Source organism: Gordonia sp. DT101 (assembly GCF_049844895.1).
Classification (GTDB): domain Bacteria; phylum Actinomycetota; class Actinomycetes; order Mycobacteriales; family Mycobacteriaceae; genus Gordonia.
The window spans coordinates 769379-787593 of record NZ_JBNCLX010000002.1 but is presented as its reverse complement, the minus strand read 5'-3'; the positions used below and the strand labels follow the sequence as shown (position 1 = coordinate 787593).

At 65.9% G+C, this 18215-nt stretch carries 17 protein-coding genes; 4 read left to right on the top strand and 13 right to left on the bottom strand.

Annotated elements, in window-relative coordinates; all coding sequences use genetic code 11:
- Positions 1-7 precede the first annotated feature (7 nt).
- From ACLQ3I_RS10240 to ACLQ3I_RS10220, 5 genes are all read right to left on the bottom strand, one after another.
- The gene (locus ACLQ3I_RS10240) at positions 8-1606 is read right to left on the bottom strand and encodes an acyl-CoA carboxylase subunit beta (protein WP_425801645.1); all 1599 of its coding nucleotides are present in this window, start codon (positions 1604-1606) and stop codon (positions 8-10) included.
- Positions 1603-2763 (bottom strand): acyl-CoA dehydrogenase family protein, encoded by a 1161-nt coding sequence (locus tag ACLQ3I_RS10235; RefSeq protein WP_425801642.1) that lies wholly within the window; start codon positions 2761-2763, stop codon positions 1603-1605. The genes ACLQ3I_RS10240 and ACLQ3I_RS10235 overlap by 4 nt, the downstream gene beginning before the upstream one ends.
- Positions 2760-4490, bottom strand: a complete 1731-nt coding sequence (locus ACLQ3I_RS10230; RefSeq protein WP_425801640.1) for an acyclic terpene utilization AtuA family protein — start codon at positions 4488-4490, stop codon at positions 2760-2762. Before ACLQ3I_RS10230 ends, ACLQ3I_RS10235 begins: the two co-directional genes overlap by 4 nt.
- A 3-nt stretch (positions 4491-4493) precedes the next feature.
- Positions 4494-5297, bottom strand: a complete 804-nt coding sequence (locus ACLQ3I_RS10225) for a TIGR03084 family metal-binding protein (protein ID WP_425792783.1) — start codon at positions 5295-5297, stop codon at positions 4494-4496.
- 353 nt (positions 5298-5650) lie between these two features.
- The gene (locus ACLQ3I_RS10220; protein ID WP_425801637.1) at positions 5651-6550 is read right to left on the bottom strand and encodes a hotdog domain-containing protein; all 900 of its coding nucleotides are present in this window, start codon (positions 6548-6550) and stop codon (positions 5651-5653) included.
- A gap of 266 nt (positions 6551-6816) precedes the next feature.
- On the opposite strand from ACLQ3I_RS10220, the gene ACLQ3I_RS10215 reads away from it, so the two are divergent.
- From ACLQ3I_RS10215 to ACLQ3I_RS10200, 4 genes are all read left to right on the top strand, one after another.
- Positions 6817-7290, top strand: coding sequence for a hypothetical protein (locus ACLQ3I_RS10215; RefSeq protein WP_425792780.1), 474 nt, complete (start codon positions 6817-6819; stop codon positions 7288-7290).
- 80 nt (positions 7291-7370) lie between these two features.
- On the top strand, positions 7371-8966 hold the full coding sequence (gene fadD1, locus ACLQ3I_RS10210) for a fatty-acid--CoA ligase FadD1 (RefSeq protein ID WP_425801635.1): 1596 nt from the start codon (positions 7371-7373) through the stop codon (positions 8964-8966).
- A 6-nt stretch (positions 8967-8972) separates the two neighbouring features.
- On the top strand, positions 8973-10043 hold the full coding sequence (locus ACLQ3I_RS10205) for a phosphotransferase (RefSeq protein ID WP_425801633.1): 1071 nt from the start codon (positions 8973-8975) through the stop codon (positions 10041-10043).
- On the top strand, positions 10040-11059 hold the full coding sequence (locus ACLQ3I_RS10200; protein WP_425801631.1) for an NAD-dependent epimerase/dehydratase family protein: 1020 nt from the start codon (positions 10040-10042) through the stop codon (positions 11057-11059). The genes ACLQ3I_RS10205 and ACLQ3I_RS10200 overlap by 4 nt, the downstream gene beginning before the upstream one ends.
- Before the next feature lie 212 nt (positions 11060-11271).
- On the opposite strand, the gene ACLQ3I_RS10195 is transcribed toward ACLQ3I_RS10200, so the two are convergent.
- From ACLQ3I_RS10195 to ACLQ3I_RS10160, 8 genes are read right to left on the bottom strand one after another with little or no spacing between them, the layout of a single operon-like run.
- Positions 11272-12177, bottom strand: a complete 906-nt coding sequence (locus ACLQ3I_RS10195) for an SDR family NAD(P)-dependent oxidoreductase (RefSeq protein ID WP_425801628.1) — start codon at positions 12175-12177, stop codon at positions 11272-11274.
- Entirely contained in the window at positions 12177-13445 is a 1269-nt protein-coding gene (locus ACLQ3I_RS10190; RefSeq protein WP_425801626.1) for a hypothetical protein, read from the bottom strand. Before ACLQ3I_RS10190 ends, ACLQ3I_RS10195 begins: the two co-directional genes overlap by 1 nt.
- An 8-nt stretch (positions 13446-13453) precedes the next feature.
- Entirely contained in the window at positions 13454-13999 is a 546-nt protein-coding gene (locus ACLQ3I_RS10185) for a nuclear transport factor 2 family protein (protein ID WP_425801623.1), read from the bottom strand.
- 11 nt (positions 14000-14010) lie between these two features.
- On the bottom strand, positions 14011-14208 hold the full coding sequence (locus tag ACLQ3I_RS10180) for a ferredoxin (RefSeq protein ID WP_425792773.1): 198 nt from the start codon (positions 14206-14208) through the stop codon (positions 14011-14013).
- Between the two features lie 6 nt (positions 14209-14214).
- Positions 14215-15558 carry a cytochrome P450 gene (locus ACLQ3I_RS10175; RefSeq protein ID WP_425792772.1) on the bottom strand — a complete coding sequence of 448 codons (1344 nt, stop codon included), beginning with the start codon at positions 15556-15558 and terminating at the stop codon, positions 14215-14217.
- The gene (locus ACLQ3I_RS10170; RefSeq protein WP_425801620.1) at positions 15555-16355 is read right to left on the bottom strand and encodes an SDR family oxidoreductase; all 801 of its coding nucleotides are present in this window, start codon (positions 16353-16355) and stop codon (positions 15555-15557) included. Before ACLQ3I_RS10170 ends, ACLQ3I_RS10175 begins: the two co-directional genes overlap by 4 nt.
- Positions 16355-17596 carry a cytochrome P450 gene (locus ACLQ3I_RS10165; RefSeq protein WP_425792770.1) on the bottom strand — a complete coding sequence of 414 codons (1242 nt, stop codon included), beginning with the start codon at positions 17594-17596 and terminating at the stop codon, positions 16355-16357. Before ACLQ3I_RS10165 ends, ACLQ3I_RS10170 begins: the two co-directional genes overlap by 1 nt.
- Positions 17596-18177: a TetR/AcrR family transcriptional regulator gene (locus ACLQ3I_RS10160; protein WP_425792769.1), complete on the bottom strand. Its 582-nt coding sequence runs from the start codon at positions 18175-18177 to the stop codon at positions 17596-17598. Before ACLQ3I_RS10160 ends, ACLQ3I_RS10165 begins: the two co-directional genes overlap by 1 nt.
- Positions 18178-18215: the final 38 nt, after the last annotated feature.

Sequence of the window (18215 nt, the reverse complement as noted above, 5' to 3'; positions counted from 1 at the left end):
GTTCGCCTCACATCCGGAAGACGCCGAAGTTGGACGTGCCCTCGACCGGTCCACTGTCGATGGCCGAAAGGCACAGCCCCAGAATGGTCCTGGTGTCACGCGGGTCGATCACACCGTCGTCGTAGAGCATGCCGGACAGGAACGCCGGGACCGACTCGGCCTCGATCTGCGCCTCGATCATCTGCTTCATCGCCGCATCCGCTGATTCGTCGACCGTTCCTCCGCGCGCCTCGGTGGCGGCCCGGGACACGATGGAGATGACGCCGGCGAGCTGGGCCGCACCCATCACCGCAGACTTCGCGCTCGGCCAGGCGAACAGGAATCGCGGATCGTAGGCGCGCCCGCACATGCCGTAGTGACCGGCACCGTAGCTCGCTCCCATCAGCACCGAGATGTGCGGCACGGTGGAGTTGGACACGGCGTTGATCATCATCGAGCCGTGCTTGATGATGCCGTTCTGCTCGTACTCCTTGCCGACCATGTATCCGGTGGTGTTGTGCAGGAACAACAGTGGCGTGTTACTGCGGTTGGCCAGCTGGATGAACTGGGTCGCCTTCTGCGACTCCTGGCTGAACAACACGCCCTGGGCGTTGGCCAGGATGCCGATCGGGTAGCCGTGGATGCGGGCCCAACCGGTACACAGGGAACTGCCGTAGTCGGGTTTGAACTCGTCGAAGTCGCTGTCGTCGACGACGCGGGCGATGACGTCGCGGGGGTTGAACGGGATCTTCAGATCCGAGGGGACGATGCCCAGCAGTTGCTCGGTGTCGTAGCGCGGTTCGATCACCTCGGCCACCGGGCCGGGTCCCTGCTTGCGCCAGTTCAACCGGGCCACGATGCGCCGGCCGAGCCGGATGGCGTCCTGCTCGTCGACGGCGAAGTAGTCGGCCAGACCCGACTGCCGGGCGTGCATCTGGGCGCCGCCGAGGGACTCGTCGTCGCTGTCCTCGCCGGTCGCCATCTTCACCAGCGGCGGTCCACCGAGGAAGACCTTCGACGCGTTCTCGATCATCACGACGTGATCGCTCATACCCGGGACGTAGGCGCCGCCGGCGGTGGAGTTGCCGAAGACCAGGGCGATGGTCGGTATCCCCGCGGCAGACAGCCTCGTGAGGTCGCGGAACATGCGGCCGCCGGGGACGAACACTTCCTTCTGAGTGGGCAGGTCGGCCCCGCCGGACTCGACCAGCGAGATCATCGGCAGGCGGTTCTGCATCGCGATGTCGTTGCAGCGGAGTATCTTCCGCAAGGTCCACGGATTGGATGTGCCGCCTTTCACGGTCGGATCGTTGGCCACGATCATGCACTCGACACCTTCGACCACGCCGATGCCGGTGACCGCGGACGCCCCGACCTGGAAGTCCGAACCGTACGCCGCCAGCGGGCACAGCTCGAGGAAGGCCGAGTCCTCGTCGATCAGTATCTCGATGCGCTCGCGGGCGGTCAGCTTGCCGCGCTCACGATGCCGGGCGACGTACTTCTCGCCGCCGCCGGCGAGTGCCTTGTCGAACTCGGTTTGGATCTCGACGAGCTTGTCGGTCATCGACGTGCCGGCCGCCCGAAAGTCCTCGCCGGCCGGGTCGAGGGTGGATCGGATGGTCGTCATCGCTGATACCCCAATCGTTTTGCCGCGAGACCCGCCAGGATCTCGGTGGTGCCGCCGCCGATACCGATGATGCGCATGTCGCGATACTGACGCTCCACCTCGGTACCGGTCATGTAGCCCATCCCGCCGAACAGCTGAACCGCCTTGTTCGCCACCCACTCACCGGCCTCGACGGCGGTGTTCTTGGCGAAGCACACCTCGGCGATCAGATCGTCGTCGGAGGTCACCTTCCGTTCCACGACGGCGCGGGTGTATGTGCGTGCGATGTCGATGCGGCGGGCCATCTCGGTGACGGCCTCCTGCACCGATTGGCGTGCGATCAACGGCTTTCCGAATGTCTCCCGGTCACGGACCCAGTCCAGGGTGAGGTCGAGGCACCGTTGGGCGCTCGCGTACGCCTGCACCGCCAGACCCGACCGCTCGGTCACGAACGCAGTCGCGATCAGGGCGAAACCCGAGTTCTCCACGCCCACCAGATTGCTGACCGGCACCCGTGCATCGACGAATGACAGCTCGGCGGTGTCCGAACTCCGCCAACCCATCTTGTCCAGTTTGCGGGTGACGGTGAATCCGGGTGTGTCCTTCTCGATCACGAGCAGCGAGACGCCCGATGCGCCCGGGCCGCCGGTGCGGACGGCGGTCACGACGAAGTCGGCACGCACGGCGGAGGTGATGTAGGTCTTGGCGCCGTTGACGACGAAATGGTCGCCCTCGCGGACCGCGGAGGTGGTCAGGTGTCCGACGTCGCTGCCCCCGCCCGGCTCCGTGATCGCGAGGCTGCCGATCTTCTCACCGGCCAGAGTGGGCCGCACCCATCGATCGATCTGATCCGGGTCACCGGCCCCGATGAGATGCGGCAACGCGATGCCGTGGGTGAACAACGAGGCGAACACCCCGCCGGCGGCTCCCGCGTAGTGGAACTCCTCGCCCAGGATGGAGCCGTCGATGAGGTCACCACCGGACCCACCGACCTCCTCGGGGATTCCCAGACCGAACAGCCCGAGCTTCGCCGCCTCGCGATGCAGGTCGCGCGGGATCAATCCGTCGCGCTCCCACTCGTCCTGGTACGGCAGCACGTGACGCTCCACGAATGCCCTGACAGTGGCACGCAGTTCGAGGCGTTCGGGGGTGTCCCACACCGGACTGGTGATCGTCACTTGCTCTCCTTGCTGTTCGTGAAGGCGATCGGGATGGGCACCGGACGCGAGCGCAACCACTCGCCCATGCCCTTGGCCTGCGGATCGAATCGGACGTTCTCGGCGACCCCGCGGCCGAGGACACCGTCGATCACGAAGTTGACCGCGTTGAGATTCGGTAGTCGATGACGTCGCACCGGGAGATCAGCGATCTCGGGCAGGAGTTTTCGGAGCAGGTCGACGTCGAGGGTGCTGTCGAGCCAGGAGAAATGGCCCGGGTCGCGCACCCACACCCCGATGTTCGCGCTACCGCCCTTGTCGCCGCTGCGTGCGCCGGCGATGGTGCCCAGCGGCAGCGACGCCGTCGGGCCCCAGTCAGCGGAGGTCTCCACCGGTGAGTCGCCGGCGTCCTCGGACACCTCGGTGCGCACGGGGCTCGGCAGGATACGTTCGACCACACCGGTTTGCAGGGCCACGCGGTGGTCGACGGCCGCCGCGTCCACGTAGCCAGGCTCGAACACGCCGTATGGGTTGCCGTGTCCGGGAGGTGCGGTGGCCGCGAAACCGGGATAGCTCGCGAGCGCGAGTTCGATGGCGGTCGACGAGAAAGCGCGGCCGACCTTCTTCGCGTCGGGATCACGCACCACGCAGCGGAGCAGCGCGCTCGCCTGTTCCTCCGTCTCGGCATCCGGACGGTCGAGGCGCGAGAGTTCCCAGGCGATCTCGGCGGGCACGGTCGGCAGCGCCGCCGTGAACTGATCCTTGAACAACTCGGCCTTCGCCTCGATGTCGAGCCCGGTGAGGATGAGGGTGATCTCGTTGCGCACTCCGGCAAGGCTGTTCAGCGACACCTTGGTGGTCGCCGGGGGCGCCTCGCCGCGTACCCCGCTGATCGACACGCGATCGTCGCCGGCCTGCCCGAGTTCGATGGTGTCGAGCCGCGTGGTGACATCGGGCCCCAGGTACCGCGGTCCGCCGACCTCGTAGAGCAACTGCGCGGTGACCGTCCCGACCGTGACCGCGCCGCCGGTACCGGGGTGCTTGGTGATCACCGACGATCCGTCGCCGGCGACCTCCGCGATCGGGAAGCCCAGGTGACCCATCCGGGGCAACTCACCGAAGAACGAGTAATTGCCGCCGGTCGCCTGGGCTCCGCACTCGATGACGTGCCCCGCCACCACCGCGCCGGCGAGGGCGTCCAGATCGTGGTACTCCCAGCCGAATTCACTGGCTGCCGGACCGACCGTGAGCGACGCGTCGGTGACCCGGCCGGTCACCACGATCTCGGCGCCGGCATCGAGCGCGGTCTTGATCCCGAACGCCCCGAGATAGGCGTTGGCGGTCAGCGGGTCGCCGAGCTCGAGTTCGGCGGTGCGGTCGAGGAGATCGTCGCCGTCGACAAAAGCGATGTCGGCGCTGATCCCCAACTTCTCGGCGAGTTCGCGCAGCGCCACCGCGAGCCCGTGCGGATTGAGACCACCGGCATTGGTGACGATGCGAACCCCCTTGTCCATCGCGAGGCCGAGACAGTCCTCCATCTGACGCAGGAATGTCTTGGCATAGCCCGATCTCGGGTCCTTCATGCGGTCCCGGCCGAGGATCAGCATGGTCAGCTCGGCCAGGTAGTCGCCCGTCACAAAGTCGAGCTCGCCGCCCTCGAGCATCTCTCGCATTGCGGAGAATCGGTCGCCGTAGAAGCCGGACGCGTTGCCGATCCGGACGATCCTGCCTTCATGCGTGTCGGCCATGACTCAGTGGACCTCTCGTTCAGAAGCGGACGACGGCCTTCCCGCTCCGGGTGGACCGGCAAAGGCCTGGGCGATGCCGGCCCAGCGCCTCGCGTCGGAACCGATGATCTCCAGATCGAGATCCACCAACGCACGTCGCTGGGTCACCAACTGGCAGAAGTCGATTGCCGGGCCCCGCACGACGTCGGTGGCATCGTCGGGTCCCCAGGTCCACACCTCTCCCGACGGCGAGGTGATCTCGTATCGGAACTGCGCCGCCGGTGGCGTCAGACCGTTGACCGCGTAGGCGAAATCCCTGGTACGCACACCGATGTGGACGACACCCCGGATCCGATCGGTGGCCACCATCGTCACGCCGAGTGCATCCGCGACGTCGAGGCCGTGCGCCCAGGTCTCCATCAATCGCGCGGTCGCCATCGACGCCGCCGACATCGGCGGGCCGAACCACGGGATCTTCACACCGTCGGGGACGGCGCGCAGCGCGTCGGTGAGGTTCGCACGAGCAGTCCGCCACGCATCGAGAATCTGCGCGGGCGACGCCATCGCCCCCTTCTCGGCCGCCGCGTCGACAAAACCCATCGGGTTGTCGGCCGCCTCGTCGAGGACCGCGCCGAAGGCGTCCGGGTCAGCTGCGGCCATCGCCGCCACCCGGTCGGTCCACGACAGGTGCGCGATCTGATGCGCCACCGACCACTTGGCGGCAGGCGTCGGCAGCGCCCATCCGGAATCGTCCAGAGCCGCCACCAGGGTGTCGAGCTCCGCCGATTGCGCCGTCAGATCTGCTACAAGCCCCTCCACCATCGACATGCGATCAGGGTCACACAGCCGGTCAGAAAAATCAATCATGCATGATTGTTTTTGCGCCGACAGCAACCGGAATCCCGCCGACAGCAACGTGTATCTCGCCGACAGCAACCGCGACCTCGCCGAGAGCAACGGGTATCGCGCCGAGAGCACCGCGCGGCGTCGACAAGGGCCCGGATAAGCCGCGCACACGGGCGCACACGGACATGGGTGCGCCGGCGGTGTAAGGGATCGTACGTTGCTGTCGGCGGAATCCTGGTTGCTGTCGGCGGAATCCTGGTTGCTGTCGGCGCGATCTCGGTTGCTGTCGGCGCGATCTCGGTTGCTGTCGGCGCGATCTCGGTTGCTGTCGGGGGTCAGCGGTAGTGCACGTCGGCGGCACAGCGACTGAGCAGCATCCCGTCGTGCGCATGCATCGTGGCATCGAACGACGCGACCCGACGACCGATCTTCACCGGCGTCACCTCGACGACGACGTCGGAGCCCTGCACAGCGGGCGACCGGAGAAAACTGATCGCCAGATCCGCGAGTTGATAGTCACGCCCGGCCGTCGTGTTCGCCTGGCCGGCAAACGAGCACCCCTGCGCGACCGCGGCGGCAATGACGCCTCCGTGCATCGTGCCGAACACGTTGCCCATCCACGGTTCGGTGCCCACGGTGAAACGCACACCGGTACCGAGCGGGTGGTCGACGGTCTCGACCCGACCGTTGAGCAGATCTGTCAGGTGACCCGCGGTACGGGTACCGGCGGCGATCTGCTCGACGATCACGCGGCCGTCGAGATCCGGCTCGATGGCCGGTGGCATCGACAGCCCTGACGTACCGACACCGCCGGTCGGAGCCTCGACGCCACGATCCCCGGTCGGATTGTGGTCGAAGGTCCGACCCACTCCGACATTGCGAGCCGTACCGGAACAGCAGATGCGGCCGCTCGACGTCACGATGTCGACCCGAGTGGTCCCGAAGGCCTCGTCGCGCATGAGGAGTTCGGCATTCGCCGTCAGCCGGTCGCCCACGTCGACGGTCCCCTGCATCGAGACGGCGAGACGGGCCTGTACGCAGGGCGACCCATCGGGTTCGGAGGCGAAGTACGGCAGGCCACCGAGATGATCGAACAGCACGGCGAGCGCCGGGAGATCGATCCGCCCACGGTGGTCCACGAGGTTCGCACTCACCAGTTGCTCGGCGCGCACCGTCGTCGGACCGGTCGTCGTGACATTTCCGATGCCGAACGCCATGACGGGATCACGCGGCACGATTCGAGTGGATGAGGCACTGTCGACAACCATGTCTACGGTCCTATCAGCACAGGCATCCGGCCGACGAACCGAGCAGACGCCCCGGGGGTGCATATGAGACACCATTCACAATCGGCATCCTCACCAGCACCTCCCGCCCCTCGGGCAACCCCTTGAACCAGTCTCGGATCCATAACAGAACCTGCGCACACCTGTACGCCCTGACCCCGCTCCGACACCCTGACAGACACGGAACGTGCTCGATCGGACTGGAGGGACCTCTGATGACGGGACGTCGGACAACGATTCGGGCCACGGCCTGCGCAGCCGCAGCCGCCGGCTTGGCGATCAGCGTGATCGCGGGCGGTGGAGCAGCGAATGCGGCACCACCGAAGATGCTGCGGGTCGACCAGGTACCGAATGTGGGCGTCACCGTCGACCGCAACGGGCTTTCCGGTGGATTCGCCGCCAACCTCGCGGCCACCGCCACGAGTGCCGACACCACCCGACTGCGGATCTTGCCGGTGGGCGACGCGTGCGCACGCAACCTCGGCCAGACGCGGGTCGCCATCACCTGGCGGAACGAACGCACCAACCACACCGACGACGTCGTCTTCGGCACGTGCACCTCGGGCAAACCGTCGCCCGGGGCCGAGATCCGCGCGGGTCACGGCCGCATCTCCTTCACCACCACCATCATCGGCAAGGCCGACCGGGCGTTCACCGTGACACCCGGCGTCGGGTGGTTCATCCGCTGAACACAGCACTCACCGGACCACGAGTAGACATTATTCAGAATCTGTTCACAAGAAACGAGAACACGTTCTAGAGTGGCGTCATGGCCGAGACCGTGACCCAGCTCCTGCAGGAGCGCGCAGACGACGACAACCTGGCGATCACCTACGAGGGCACGCAGTGGTCCTGGCGCGAGTACATCGCCGACGCACGGCGCGCTGCCTCGGCCGTACTCGGCCTCGCCGATCGATCGCGTCCGATGCATGTGGGTGTTCTGCTGGGTAACACCCCGGACATGCTCATCGCGCTTGCGGCGGGAGCCCTCGGCGGATACGTGACGGTGGGCGTGAACAACACCCGGCGCGGCGACGGACTCGCTGCCGACATCCTGCGGGCCGACTGCCAGATCCTGATCGCCGACGCCGAGCATCGTCCACTGCTCGACGGTCTGGATCTTCCCGGCGTGCACATCCTCGACACGTCGACGCCCGCCTGGAACACGGCGACCGCCACCGCAGGCGATTTGATCCCGCACTGCGTACCGACGGCCGCGGACACCTTCATGCTGATCTTCACCTCGGGCACGAGTGGCAACCCGAAGCCGGTTCGGTTCGCGCACATGATGATCCCGTTCGCCGGGCCGGTCCTCGCGGACAAATACAGCATCGGGCCCGGCGACGTCTGCTATCTGTCGATGCCACTGTTCCACTCGGCCGCACTGATGGGCGGCTACTGCGTGGCGCTGTGCGGCGGTGCCGCCATCGCCCCGGCGAAGTTCTCCGCTTCCACGTTCCTGCACGACATCCGGCGCTACCACGCGACCTACATGAACTACGTCGGCAAACCCCTCGCCTACATCCTGGCCACCGAGGAAAAGGACGACGACGCCGACAATCCGCTGCGGGTGGCCTTCGGCAACGAGGCCACCGACCGCGACATCAACGACTTCTCCCGCCGATTCGGCTGCACGGTCTGGGACGGCTTCGGCTCGACCGAACTGGCCATCATCATCACGCGTGAACCCGGCACCCCGGAGGGATCGATCGGCCGGGGATTTCCCAATGTCGCCGTGTACAACTCGGAGACACTCACCGAATGCCCGCGGGTCGAGTTCGACGAGAACGGCGCACTGGCCAATGCCGACGACGCGATCGGCGAGCTGGTGAACGTCGATGGCGCAGGCATGTTCATGGGTTACTACAACGACGATGAATCGACCGGTGAGCGCCTGCGGCACGGCATGTACTGGTCGGGCGATCTCGCGTACAAGGACGCCGACGACTGGATCTATCTGGCCGGGCGCACCGGCGACTGGATGCGGGTGGACGGCGAGAACCTGGCCGCGGGACCGATCGAACGTATCCTGCTCCGTCTTCCGGAGGTCAACCGCGTCGCGGTCTATGCGGTCCCCGACGAACATGTCGGCGACGCGGTGATGGCCGCCGTGGTCCTCCAGGACGACGCGGAACTCACTCCCGGGTGGTTCGCCGAACAGCTTGCCGCACAGGCAGACCTGTCCCCCAAGGCGTGGCCGCGCTATGTCCGGATCGCCGGCGACCTGCCGACGACGGCGACCAACAAGATCCTCAAGCGGGAACTGAAGAAGGACGGCCCCAGCGCAGGTGACGGCACGCTGTGGGTGCGCGAGGGACGATCGAGGGACTACGTGATCGTCGGTGCCTCCACCGCGGCGGTCTGAGGACCGATGACGCTCTCACACGCCGGGGACACCGGGGCCATCCCCACCGATGTCGACGGACTGACCGCGCCGTGGCTGTCAGACCTGCTGCGCTCGACCGGGCGGGACGCCGAGATCATCTCGGTCGAATCCGAGCCGGTCGGCTCCGGCCAGATGGCCGGCTCGTACCGGCTGACGCCGACTTGGGCCGTCCCCGGTGACCTGCCGAGGACGATGGTCGCGAAACTCGCGACAGGTGAACGCGCGCAACGCGAGTTCGCGGCAGGCGTCTTCCGCAACGAGGTACTTTTCTACCAGCGACTGGCGCCCACTCTCACCGCGCCCATCCCGCGTTGCCATGCGGCGGTGATCTCCGACGACCACACCGAGTTCGTGCTGCTGCTCGAGGATATGGCGCCTTCCGTCCAGGGCGATCAGATCGCCGGTTGCACGCCCGAGCAGGCGCACGCGGTGGCCCTCGCCGCGGCAGGCCTGCACGCGCCCCGGTGGTGCGATCAGACCCTCGCCGACCTGCCGGGGCTGGCGTTACCCACGCACGAAGACCGACTCCTGATGGATTCGGTTCTCGCCCCGATGGCCGACGTGTTCCGTTCCCGTTTTGATCTGTCCGGGCGCGAGGCGGCCGCCATCGACTGGCTGGTCGCCACTGCCGGGGACTGGCTGGAACGTGATCCTCGATGCTTCTCCCTGATCCACGGCGATCTCCGCATCGACAACATCCTGTTCGGGCCCGAGGGGTCGGTCACGATTGTCGACTGGCAGACCATCACACTTGGCAATCCCCTGCGTGACATAGCGTTCTTGCTTGCCACCAGCCTGACCGTCGATGATCGTCGCGCTCACGAACGGGAGATCGTGGCCGCCTACCATGCTGCGCTGCTCGCGCACGGTGTGACCGACTACTCCCTCGACGACTGTTGGTCCGATTACGTCGACTCGCTGATCCAGGCGCCCATGATCATCGTCTTCGGGTGTGGTGCGGCGATGCCCACCGAGCGCGGTGACCGTATGTTCACGATCATGCTCGAGCGTGCCGCGACCGCCATCGACGACTTGAATCCCGGTGCGCTCTCGTGAAACTGGTGATCGGCGCCAGCGGATTCCTCGGATCTCACGTGGTACGCCGTCTCGTGGAGTCCGGTGAGCAGGTCCGCGTGTTCGTCCGCGAGACCAGCGACACGCAGGGCATCGACGATCTCGTCGTCGAGCGTGTCGTCGGGGACCTGTTCGACGAGGCGACGGTATCCGCCGCCCTCGATGGCTGCGACGACGTCTACTACTGCGTGGTCGACACGCGGGCCTGGCTGATCGATCCGGAACCACTCTTCCGCACGAATGTCGAGGCGCTGCGAGCTGTGCTAGATGTGGCAGTGCATGCCGACCTGCACGCCTTCGTGTTCACCAGCACGCTCGCGACAATCGGCCGTGTCACGGGCCGCTCGGCCACCGAGGCCGACGAATTCAACTGGGCGGACACAGCATCGGATTATGTCCGGTCTCGTGTCGCGGCCGAGGACTTGGTCCTCGAGTACGCCCGGACGAAGGGGCTGCCCGCCGTCGCCATGTGCGTCTCCAACACCTATGGCGCAGGCGATTGGCAGCCGACACCACACGGGGCCTTTGTGGCGGGCGCCGCCCTGGGCAAGATGCCTTTCACGGTGCGGGGCATCCGCGCGGAGTCTGTCGGCATCGACGATGCCGCCGACGCACTGGTGCTGGCGGCCGAACGGGGCCGGCCGGGCGAACGGTACATCGTGTCGGAGCGCTTCATCGACCTCGGCGAGATCATCGCCGTCGCCGCACGCACCGCGGAACGCAGGCCGCCTCGCCTCGTCCTCCACCGGTTGTCGCTCTATGCGTGCGGTGCGGTCGGTTCCCTCCTCGCCAAGGTCACCGGCCGGCCGCGGCAACTGACCATCCCCTCGGTGCGGTTGATGCACTACATGTCCCCGATGGAACACGGCAAGGCCGAGCGCGAACTCGGCTGGCGCCCGAGCCCGGTCACCGAGGCAGTCGTCGAGGGGGCCCGGTTCTGGACCGTCCGGGCGGCGCGACGTCGGGCCGACCGCGCGGGCGCCGGAGATCAGCGCTGACGCCCCCGCAGATCGGGCGCACTTCCCTGACGATCGGGCGCGGAATCACGTCGACTGGACGCACTCTCCGGCCGTTGCGCCCGCTCGGAAAGATCCGGTAGCCGCGCGGCGAGGTTCTCTGCCCGCTCGACGAGATTCTGTACCCGCTGGACGAGATTCTGTGCCCGCTGGACGAGATTCTGTACCCGCTCGGCGGGATTCGGACGACGTCCTCACGCCAGCAGGTCGGCCAGCTCCGCCAAGGTGTAGGGCGCACTGTCGTGATGATCGCGGTATGCGATGAACGCCGCCTGCTGTGGTTCGTATCGTCCGATGAAACCGCCTGCAGCCGTGAATATCTGCCCGGTGATGTCCTTGGCGGCGTCACTGGCCAGGAAGACGTACAGGGCGGCCACGTATTCGGGTGGCGCGGGCTCCAGCGCGGCATCCTTGGTGAGGTCATCGAGAATGCCGCGCCGGTGCAGACTCTCGATGTGTGCGACGTAATCGTCCCCGCTCGACAGTCGGGATTTGGCCCCCGGCATCACCACATTCACCCGAACGCCATGGTCGGCGAGGTCCGCACCGCCGGCGAGCGCCAGTGCGTTGACACCCCCCTTTGCGGCCGGATATCCACTCCCACCGAAGATCCCGAGCGACGCAGCCGAGCCGGTCAGCACGATCGATCCGGTCTGTTGTCGGGAAAAGACCCGTCCAGCGGCCTGCATCAAATGAAACGCACTCATCAGGTGCGCATCGACCTGCTCGCGGAACTCCGAATCGGTGATGGTGAGGATGGTCGAGCCGGCAGGTTCGGCAATACCCGCGCAGTTGACCGCGATGTCGAGTGCGCCGTACTCGGCGAGCGCGGTGTCCACCATCTGCTGGGCCACGCCGTCGTCGCCCGCCGAGCCGACGACGCCGACCGCATACCCACCGCCGCCACGGATCTCGGTGACGGTCTCCTCGACCACCATCCGATCCCGGCCGTTCACCACCACCGACACGCCACGGCCGGACAGCGCGTAGGACACCGCGAGACCGATGCCCCGGGTGGCCCCGGCGACCACGGCCACCCGCCCGGACAGACTCAGGTCCGGGGGGTGATCCGAGGACGACGATGTCCGGCCGTCATCCATCAAACGCCGCTACCCACCGGTGTGATCGGGAGCGAGCGACCCCGGTCGGTGAACTCGAAGGAGGCACCCGAGCTGAATCGTGCGATAGCGACCTCGCCGGATTCCTTGTGTGTCTCGCTTCCCCGGGTCATCACGAACTCGATCGCCTCGTCCGTCTCGTCGCTCGAACCGACTGTCCAGTGGGCATCCATCGCCGTGCCGATGGCCTGCAACGGCTCATGGTGTGCCCTCTCCAACAGGGTGACCCACCCTCCGTCGGTCACGGCGTCGGAGCTGTGGGGTACGCGGACCACCACATCCTCGCCCCGGACCTCGGCGGTCACACCGGTGTACTGCCTGGGTCCGAGAACTGGATGCAGGTTGATCACCGCGGCCAACCCCTCGGCGTCCGATGCGAGGCCGAGTGCCGCACGCAGCCGATCCGCCGACAACCCGGCGATCCCGATCAACTGCTTGCGGAAGATCTCCCGCGCCTGCTCCTCACTCTCGGCGTGCCTGCGCACCGACAGCAGAAAGCCGAGCGAGAGCAATTGATGTTGCAGCGCAATCTCTTCGGCGATACGTGCGAGCGCCGATCGTGACCATTCCCGGAACTGGAGGTCGGCGACGAGCGAGCCGCGGTAGTCGGTCAGTCCGTCGTCGGCCGACGAGTCGATCGGGGTGAGAGTCAACTGACCGGCCCGGGTGGTGAACATCTGCCCGGCGTCGGCCGGCAGCGGCAGTTCCTCCCGGTCCGGCTCGATCGTCACCGTCCACTCGCAGTGCGGCATCCGGTCGACAGGCCGGCGCGGCGGGCGGTGGATCGGCCGGATGCGCGCGCGGCGGTTCGTCGCGATCGCAGTCGCGTCGAACGTCGGGTCCTCGATGTCGTGGCACATCGTCGTCACGTAGTCGTCGCCCATCGGCTCGACGTCCATCAATGCGCCGCAATGTTGCAGGAAGAAGGACCCGTGATATTTGTCGGTCACCTCATAACGGAAGTCCATGAACTGCGGCGGTGCTCCGATGTCGAGTTGGAGGCACTTGAACATGTCCTCCACTCCGTCACCGTCGATCCCGAGCGCTGTCCGCATGCGGTGGGTGTACACCGGACTGGCCGCCATCCACTCCTCGATGGCCACCTGTCCCATCACCTCTCGTCCGAAGGCGCTGATGAGGTGTGCCATCCCGCTGCGGTCGATCAACTGTCCGGAGAGCAGTAGTTCGGGCACCAGGGTGGCCAACTGATCCTGACTCAGGCCTTGATAGGCCGGGGCTGAGTGAGTCATCGATCAGATCACCAGAACTCGACGGGGGCTTTGCCGAACGGGTACCACCCGGGCAGGTCGCCCGGCGCCGACTTCTCGATCCGCTTGAGCATGCCGTCACTCATCGCGTTGTTCTTGAGAAGTTCGACGAACAGGGCCGACACGTTGCCGAAGTCGAAGAAGTCACGCTGCCAGGAGAACTGGAAGTTGCCGGCGTACTTGAACCAGCTGCCCTGGATGCCCTCCAACGCGTAATTGGTGCCATCCTCACGTTTGCGGTCGTAGACCTGCTTCCACAGTCCGATCATGTCACCGGTCTTCTCGTCGATGACCCACGCCTGGTAGGGGTACTCCCACCCCTCGAGGCCCTCCATCTCCTGTCCGAGGGCGAGGTCACGGATCTCGTCGCGACCGACTGCCATGAAATCTTTCTCGGGACCGTAATTCCACCCGTAGGTCGCGTCTTCGGTGTAGAACTCGGCCAGCGGCTTCCAGTCACCCGCCTTCTCGGCGACGACGTTCGCGTCCAGCCACCGCTGTTTCATCTCTTCCAGTTCGGCACGATCAAAAGACATGTCACTCCACTTCACTCGTCGTCTTCGACAATTTTCAGAGCTTGGGTCGGGCAGTACATCACCGCGGCCTCGACCTCGGCGCGGCGATTCTCGTCGGGTTCCTTGTCGAGGATCTCGACATGATCGCGGTGCGCCTCAAAGACGTCGGGCGCCTCCATCTCGCACATTCCGTGTCCCTGGCACAAGTCCAGGTCAACCTCGACACGCACTGTCGATCACCGCTTCCGATACTTCACACGGCACGGCTGCTGGAGCTGCACGACCATCTTGGAGTGATCGTTACGATAGGACTCCGACGGCTGCAGCATCTCGAACTCGTAATTCTGGAACAGCACCGAGAAGATCGCCTTGAGCTGCATGATGGCGAATTGCGCTCCCACACAACGATGCCGACCTGCTCCGAAGGGAATCCAGGTCCACCGATTGACGATGTCTTCCTGCCGCGGCTTGTCGTAGCGGTCGGGATCGAAGGTGTCCGGTTCCGGAAAGTCCTCCGGCAGTCGGTTCGAGATCGCGGGCGACACGGCGATCGACTGGCCGGCCTTGATCTCGAAGTCCTCGACGTGGAAATCCTTCTGCACCACCCGCATCAGAACGATCAACGGCGGGTGCAGCCGCAGCGCCTCCTTGAGAGCATTCTCCAGCTGAGGCATCTGCCTGGTATGGGCGAACGTGTACTCGGGACGCTCCCCGGCCGGGGTTTCTCCATAGATCTCATCGAGTTCGCCGTACACCCGAGCCATGTATTCGGGATTGCGCAACAACTCGATCAACGTCCAGGCCGCGGTGCCCGAGGTGGTGTGGTGACCCGCGAACATCATCGAGATGAACATGCCGGTGATGGTGTTCGCATCGAAGCCGACCTGGACCAAGACGTCCATCAGATCGCGATCTTCTTTGTTCTCCGTCGGATTCGCGATGCGGTCGTTCATCACGCCCTGGATGAACTCGACCAGCTCCGCGCGAGCCTCGTCGCGCTTGCGGAAGCTCTCGATGTCGGCCTTGTAGTCGACGTATGCGATCGGATCGGTACCCTTTTCCAGATCATGGAACAGATGCGCGATGTGTCCGTTCAGACTTTCCCGGAACTTCCTGCCGATCAGGCAGGCCGACGAGGTGTACAGCGTCAGCTCGGCAAAGAACTCGAGCAGGTCGATCTCGCCTTCGTCACCCCATTGCGCGATGATGCGCTCGACCTCGTTGGGGATGGTCACCGCGTGCTGTTTCATGTGCGGGCCCTTGAGCGCCGCATTGTGGATGGCCTTGGAACGCTCCTCCGGGTCGGTGTCGAAGACGACGCCCTCACCGAAGACCGGGGTCATGAACGGGTATGCGGCGGCCTGGTCGAGATCCTCCTCCGGCGCCCGGAAGAACTCCTCGTTGGCGGCGGCACCGGAGACCAGGACCACCTCACGATCGGCGAGCTGGAACATCCCGACGTCGCCGCACTCCTCGCGGATCCGCCAGAACAACGAGATGGGGTCGCTGGCCAGCTCGTCGAGATGTCCGTGTTCGCCTTCTCCACGGGAGACGCGCTTCGGTTGGGTCAGAGCAGTCATCGCTGTTCTCCTTCAGGCTTCTTGCCACGTGTGAGGGCGCCCTCGGCCTCCACCTCGACCACGCGCATGTGCGCGCCGCGCGGCATGGTGACGATCGCGGAGACGGCCTGGGCGATGTGCCCGGGCTCCAGGAAGTTCCCGTGCCGGGCGAGTCCGTGCCGGATCCAGTCGTTCAGCATCAGTTCGGTGGTCTTCTGATCGAGATCCATGCCCATGCCGGTCAGCACCTGGCCGGGCCGGATCACGCTGGCACGCACGCCCGTTCCCTCCAGCTCGAGCTGCGCAGTGGCGACCAGCCCGTCGATGCCGGCTTTGGCAGCCACGTACGCCGAGGACCACGGCCGCGGGTGAAGGACGACGTCGGAGCCGATGAACACGTAGTCGCCGCGTCGCCGCTCGATCATGCCCGGCACGACGGCACGGTAGAGACGATGGGCTCCGACGAGGTGGATGTCGATCTGTGAGGCGAAGTCTTCGGGGCTCACCTCATATGACAGCCCCACGGCGAGGTCGCCGGCGCCGCTCACGACGATCTCCAGATCACCCAGCGCGGCTTGCGCTTTCGCGACGCACTCGGTGACAGAAGCCTCGTCGGTGATGTCCAGCGGGACCGCAACCGCCTCCCCGCCGGCTGCGATGATCTTGTCGGTCAGTTCCTGCAGTTTCTCCACCCGTCGCGCGGCAAGCGCCACCGGATAGCCTGCGGCGGCGAGGACCTCGGCAGTCGCGGCACCAATGCCCGATGATGCGCCGGCCACCAGCACGGGGCGACGATCGGGATGAGGGATGAACGCCATCAGCGCACCTTCACTTTCACGGGGAGTTCCGCGAATCCGCGCACGTTCACCGAATGGACGCGGACCGCGTTGTCGATGTCGATGTCGACACTGCGGATGGAACGGGCAACCTCACCCAGGCCGATGTTTGACTCCAGTCGGGCCAGGTGTGCGCCGAGGCAGAAATGTGTACCCAGCCCGAAACTCAACAGCGCCTGGCTGCAATCCCGGCCGATCTGGTACTCGGCGGCATCGGCGCCGAAGACGTCCACGTCCCGGTTGCCCGAGCCGACCAGCAGCAGGACCCGCTCCCCCGCGGGGATCGTCAGGCCGCCGTACTCGACATCGGAGAGTACGCGACGCAGCACCATCTGAGTGGAGTTGTCGTAGCGCAGTGTCTCTTCGGTCCAGTCTGCGACTGCATCGGGATCGGCCAGCGGCTTCGCGAGCTCGTCAGGGTTGCGCCAACCCCAATACAGCGCATTGGCAAGGAGTTTGGTGGTCGTCTCGTTACCGGCGACGACCATCAGGACCATGAACCCGACGATCTCGTCTTCGGTCAGGCGGATCTTCTCGCCGGTCGCGTCGTCGTCGACCTCCGCCTCGACCAGGGCCGACACCAGGTCGTCCCCGAGGTTCTTGCGGCGATCGGCGATCAGCTCCGAATAGTACTTGTGCAGCTCGATGTAGGCGTAGATCGCCGCTTCCGGGATGTCGAGAACACCCTCTTCCCGATGCAGCAGCAGATCCGACTGATGCCGGAGATGCGCGCGATCGGCCTCCGGCACACCGAGTAGTTCGGACACCACGTCCATCGGCAGCAGACCCGCGAAGTCGGCGATGTAATCGAACTCGCCCATGTCGAGGCACTTGCTCCAGTGCTGGTGGGTCAGCGCCGTGATCCGTCCGGACAGGTCGCCGACCCGGCGAGGGGTGAAGCCCTTGGAGACCAGCTTGCGGATCCGCATGTGCTTCGGATCGTCCATGGCCAGGAACGACATCGACTTGTGCGCATCCGGACCGTACGAGGACGGATCCATGGACACGCCCCAGCTGTTGGACAGCTTCACACTGTCCCGGAATCCGGCGCGGACATCCTCGTGGCGGGCCAGCGCCCAGAAGTCCATCGCCGCATTGTGATAGACCGGCGCCTCGCGGCGAAGCCGGTCGTATGTCGGGTATGGATCCTCGTGGAAGTCATACGCATACGGGTCGAACGGGACGAGATGCTCCATCCCCGTTCCCGTGGCGGTTTCGGTCATCACTTCTCCATCAGTAGATGTGCGGCTGCGACAAGACGTTCGGAGGTCTGCTCGTACGTCATGTGGCCCATTCCCGCGTGCACCAGACCGCCGGCGTAGATCATCTCCAGTGCATCGAGGAGGGGGCCCGGGTTCTCCGGCTCCACCTCCAGAGCCTCGGCGAGACGTCGGCGGATGAAACCGCCGATCCGCAGCCGGAGGTGTTCCACGTCGGGATCGGTGCCCAGGAGAGCCATCGTGACCGCGCCACCGAGCTGCCCCTCCCCCGCGACCACCATCGACACCTCGCGAAGCACCTCCGCCACCCGCTCCGCGGGTGCCACCGACAGGTCGGGCTCACCGACCCCGGCGCTGAGCCGTCGCCAGAAGACCTCGGCTACCAGGTGACTCTTCGACGAGAAGTAGGTGTAGGCGGTCGCGGGTGCGACACCCGCCAACTTGGCCACGGTTCGGACTGTGAGTCCGTCGAATCCCTCGTCGTTCAGCACCTCGACCGCGGCATCCGTCAATCTCGTGACGGTCTCGGCCTGCTGCTGGGTCAATCTTCGGCGAGTGGATTCCTGGGATACAGGACTGGACATGTGAGCGAGGCTACACTAGGTTTGAACTTGAGTCCAGA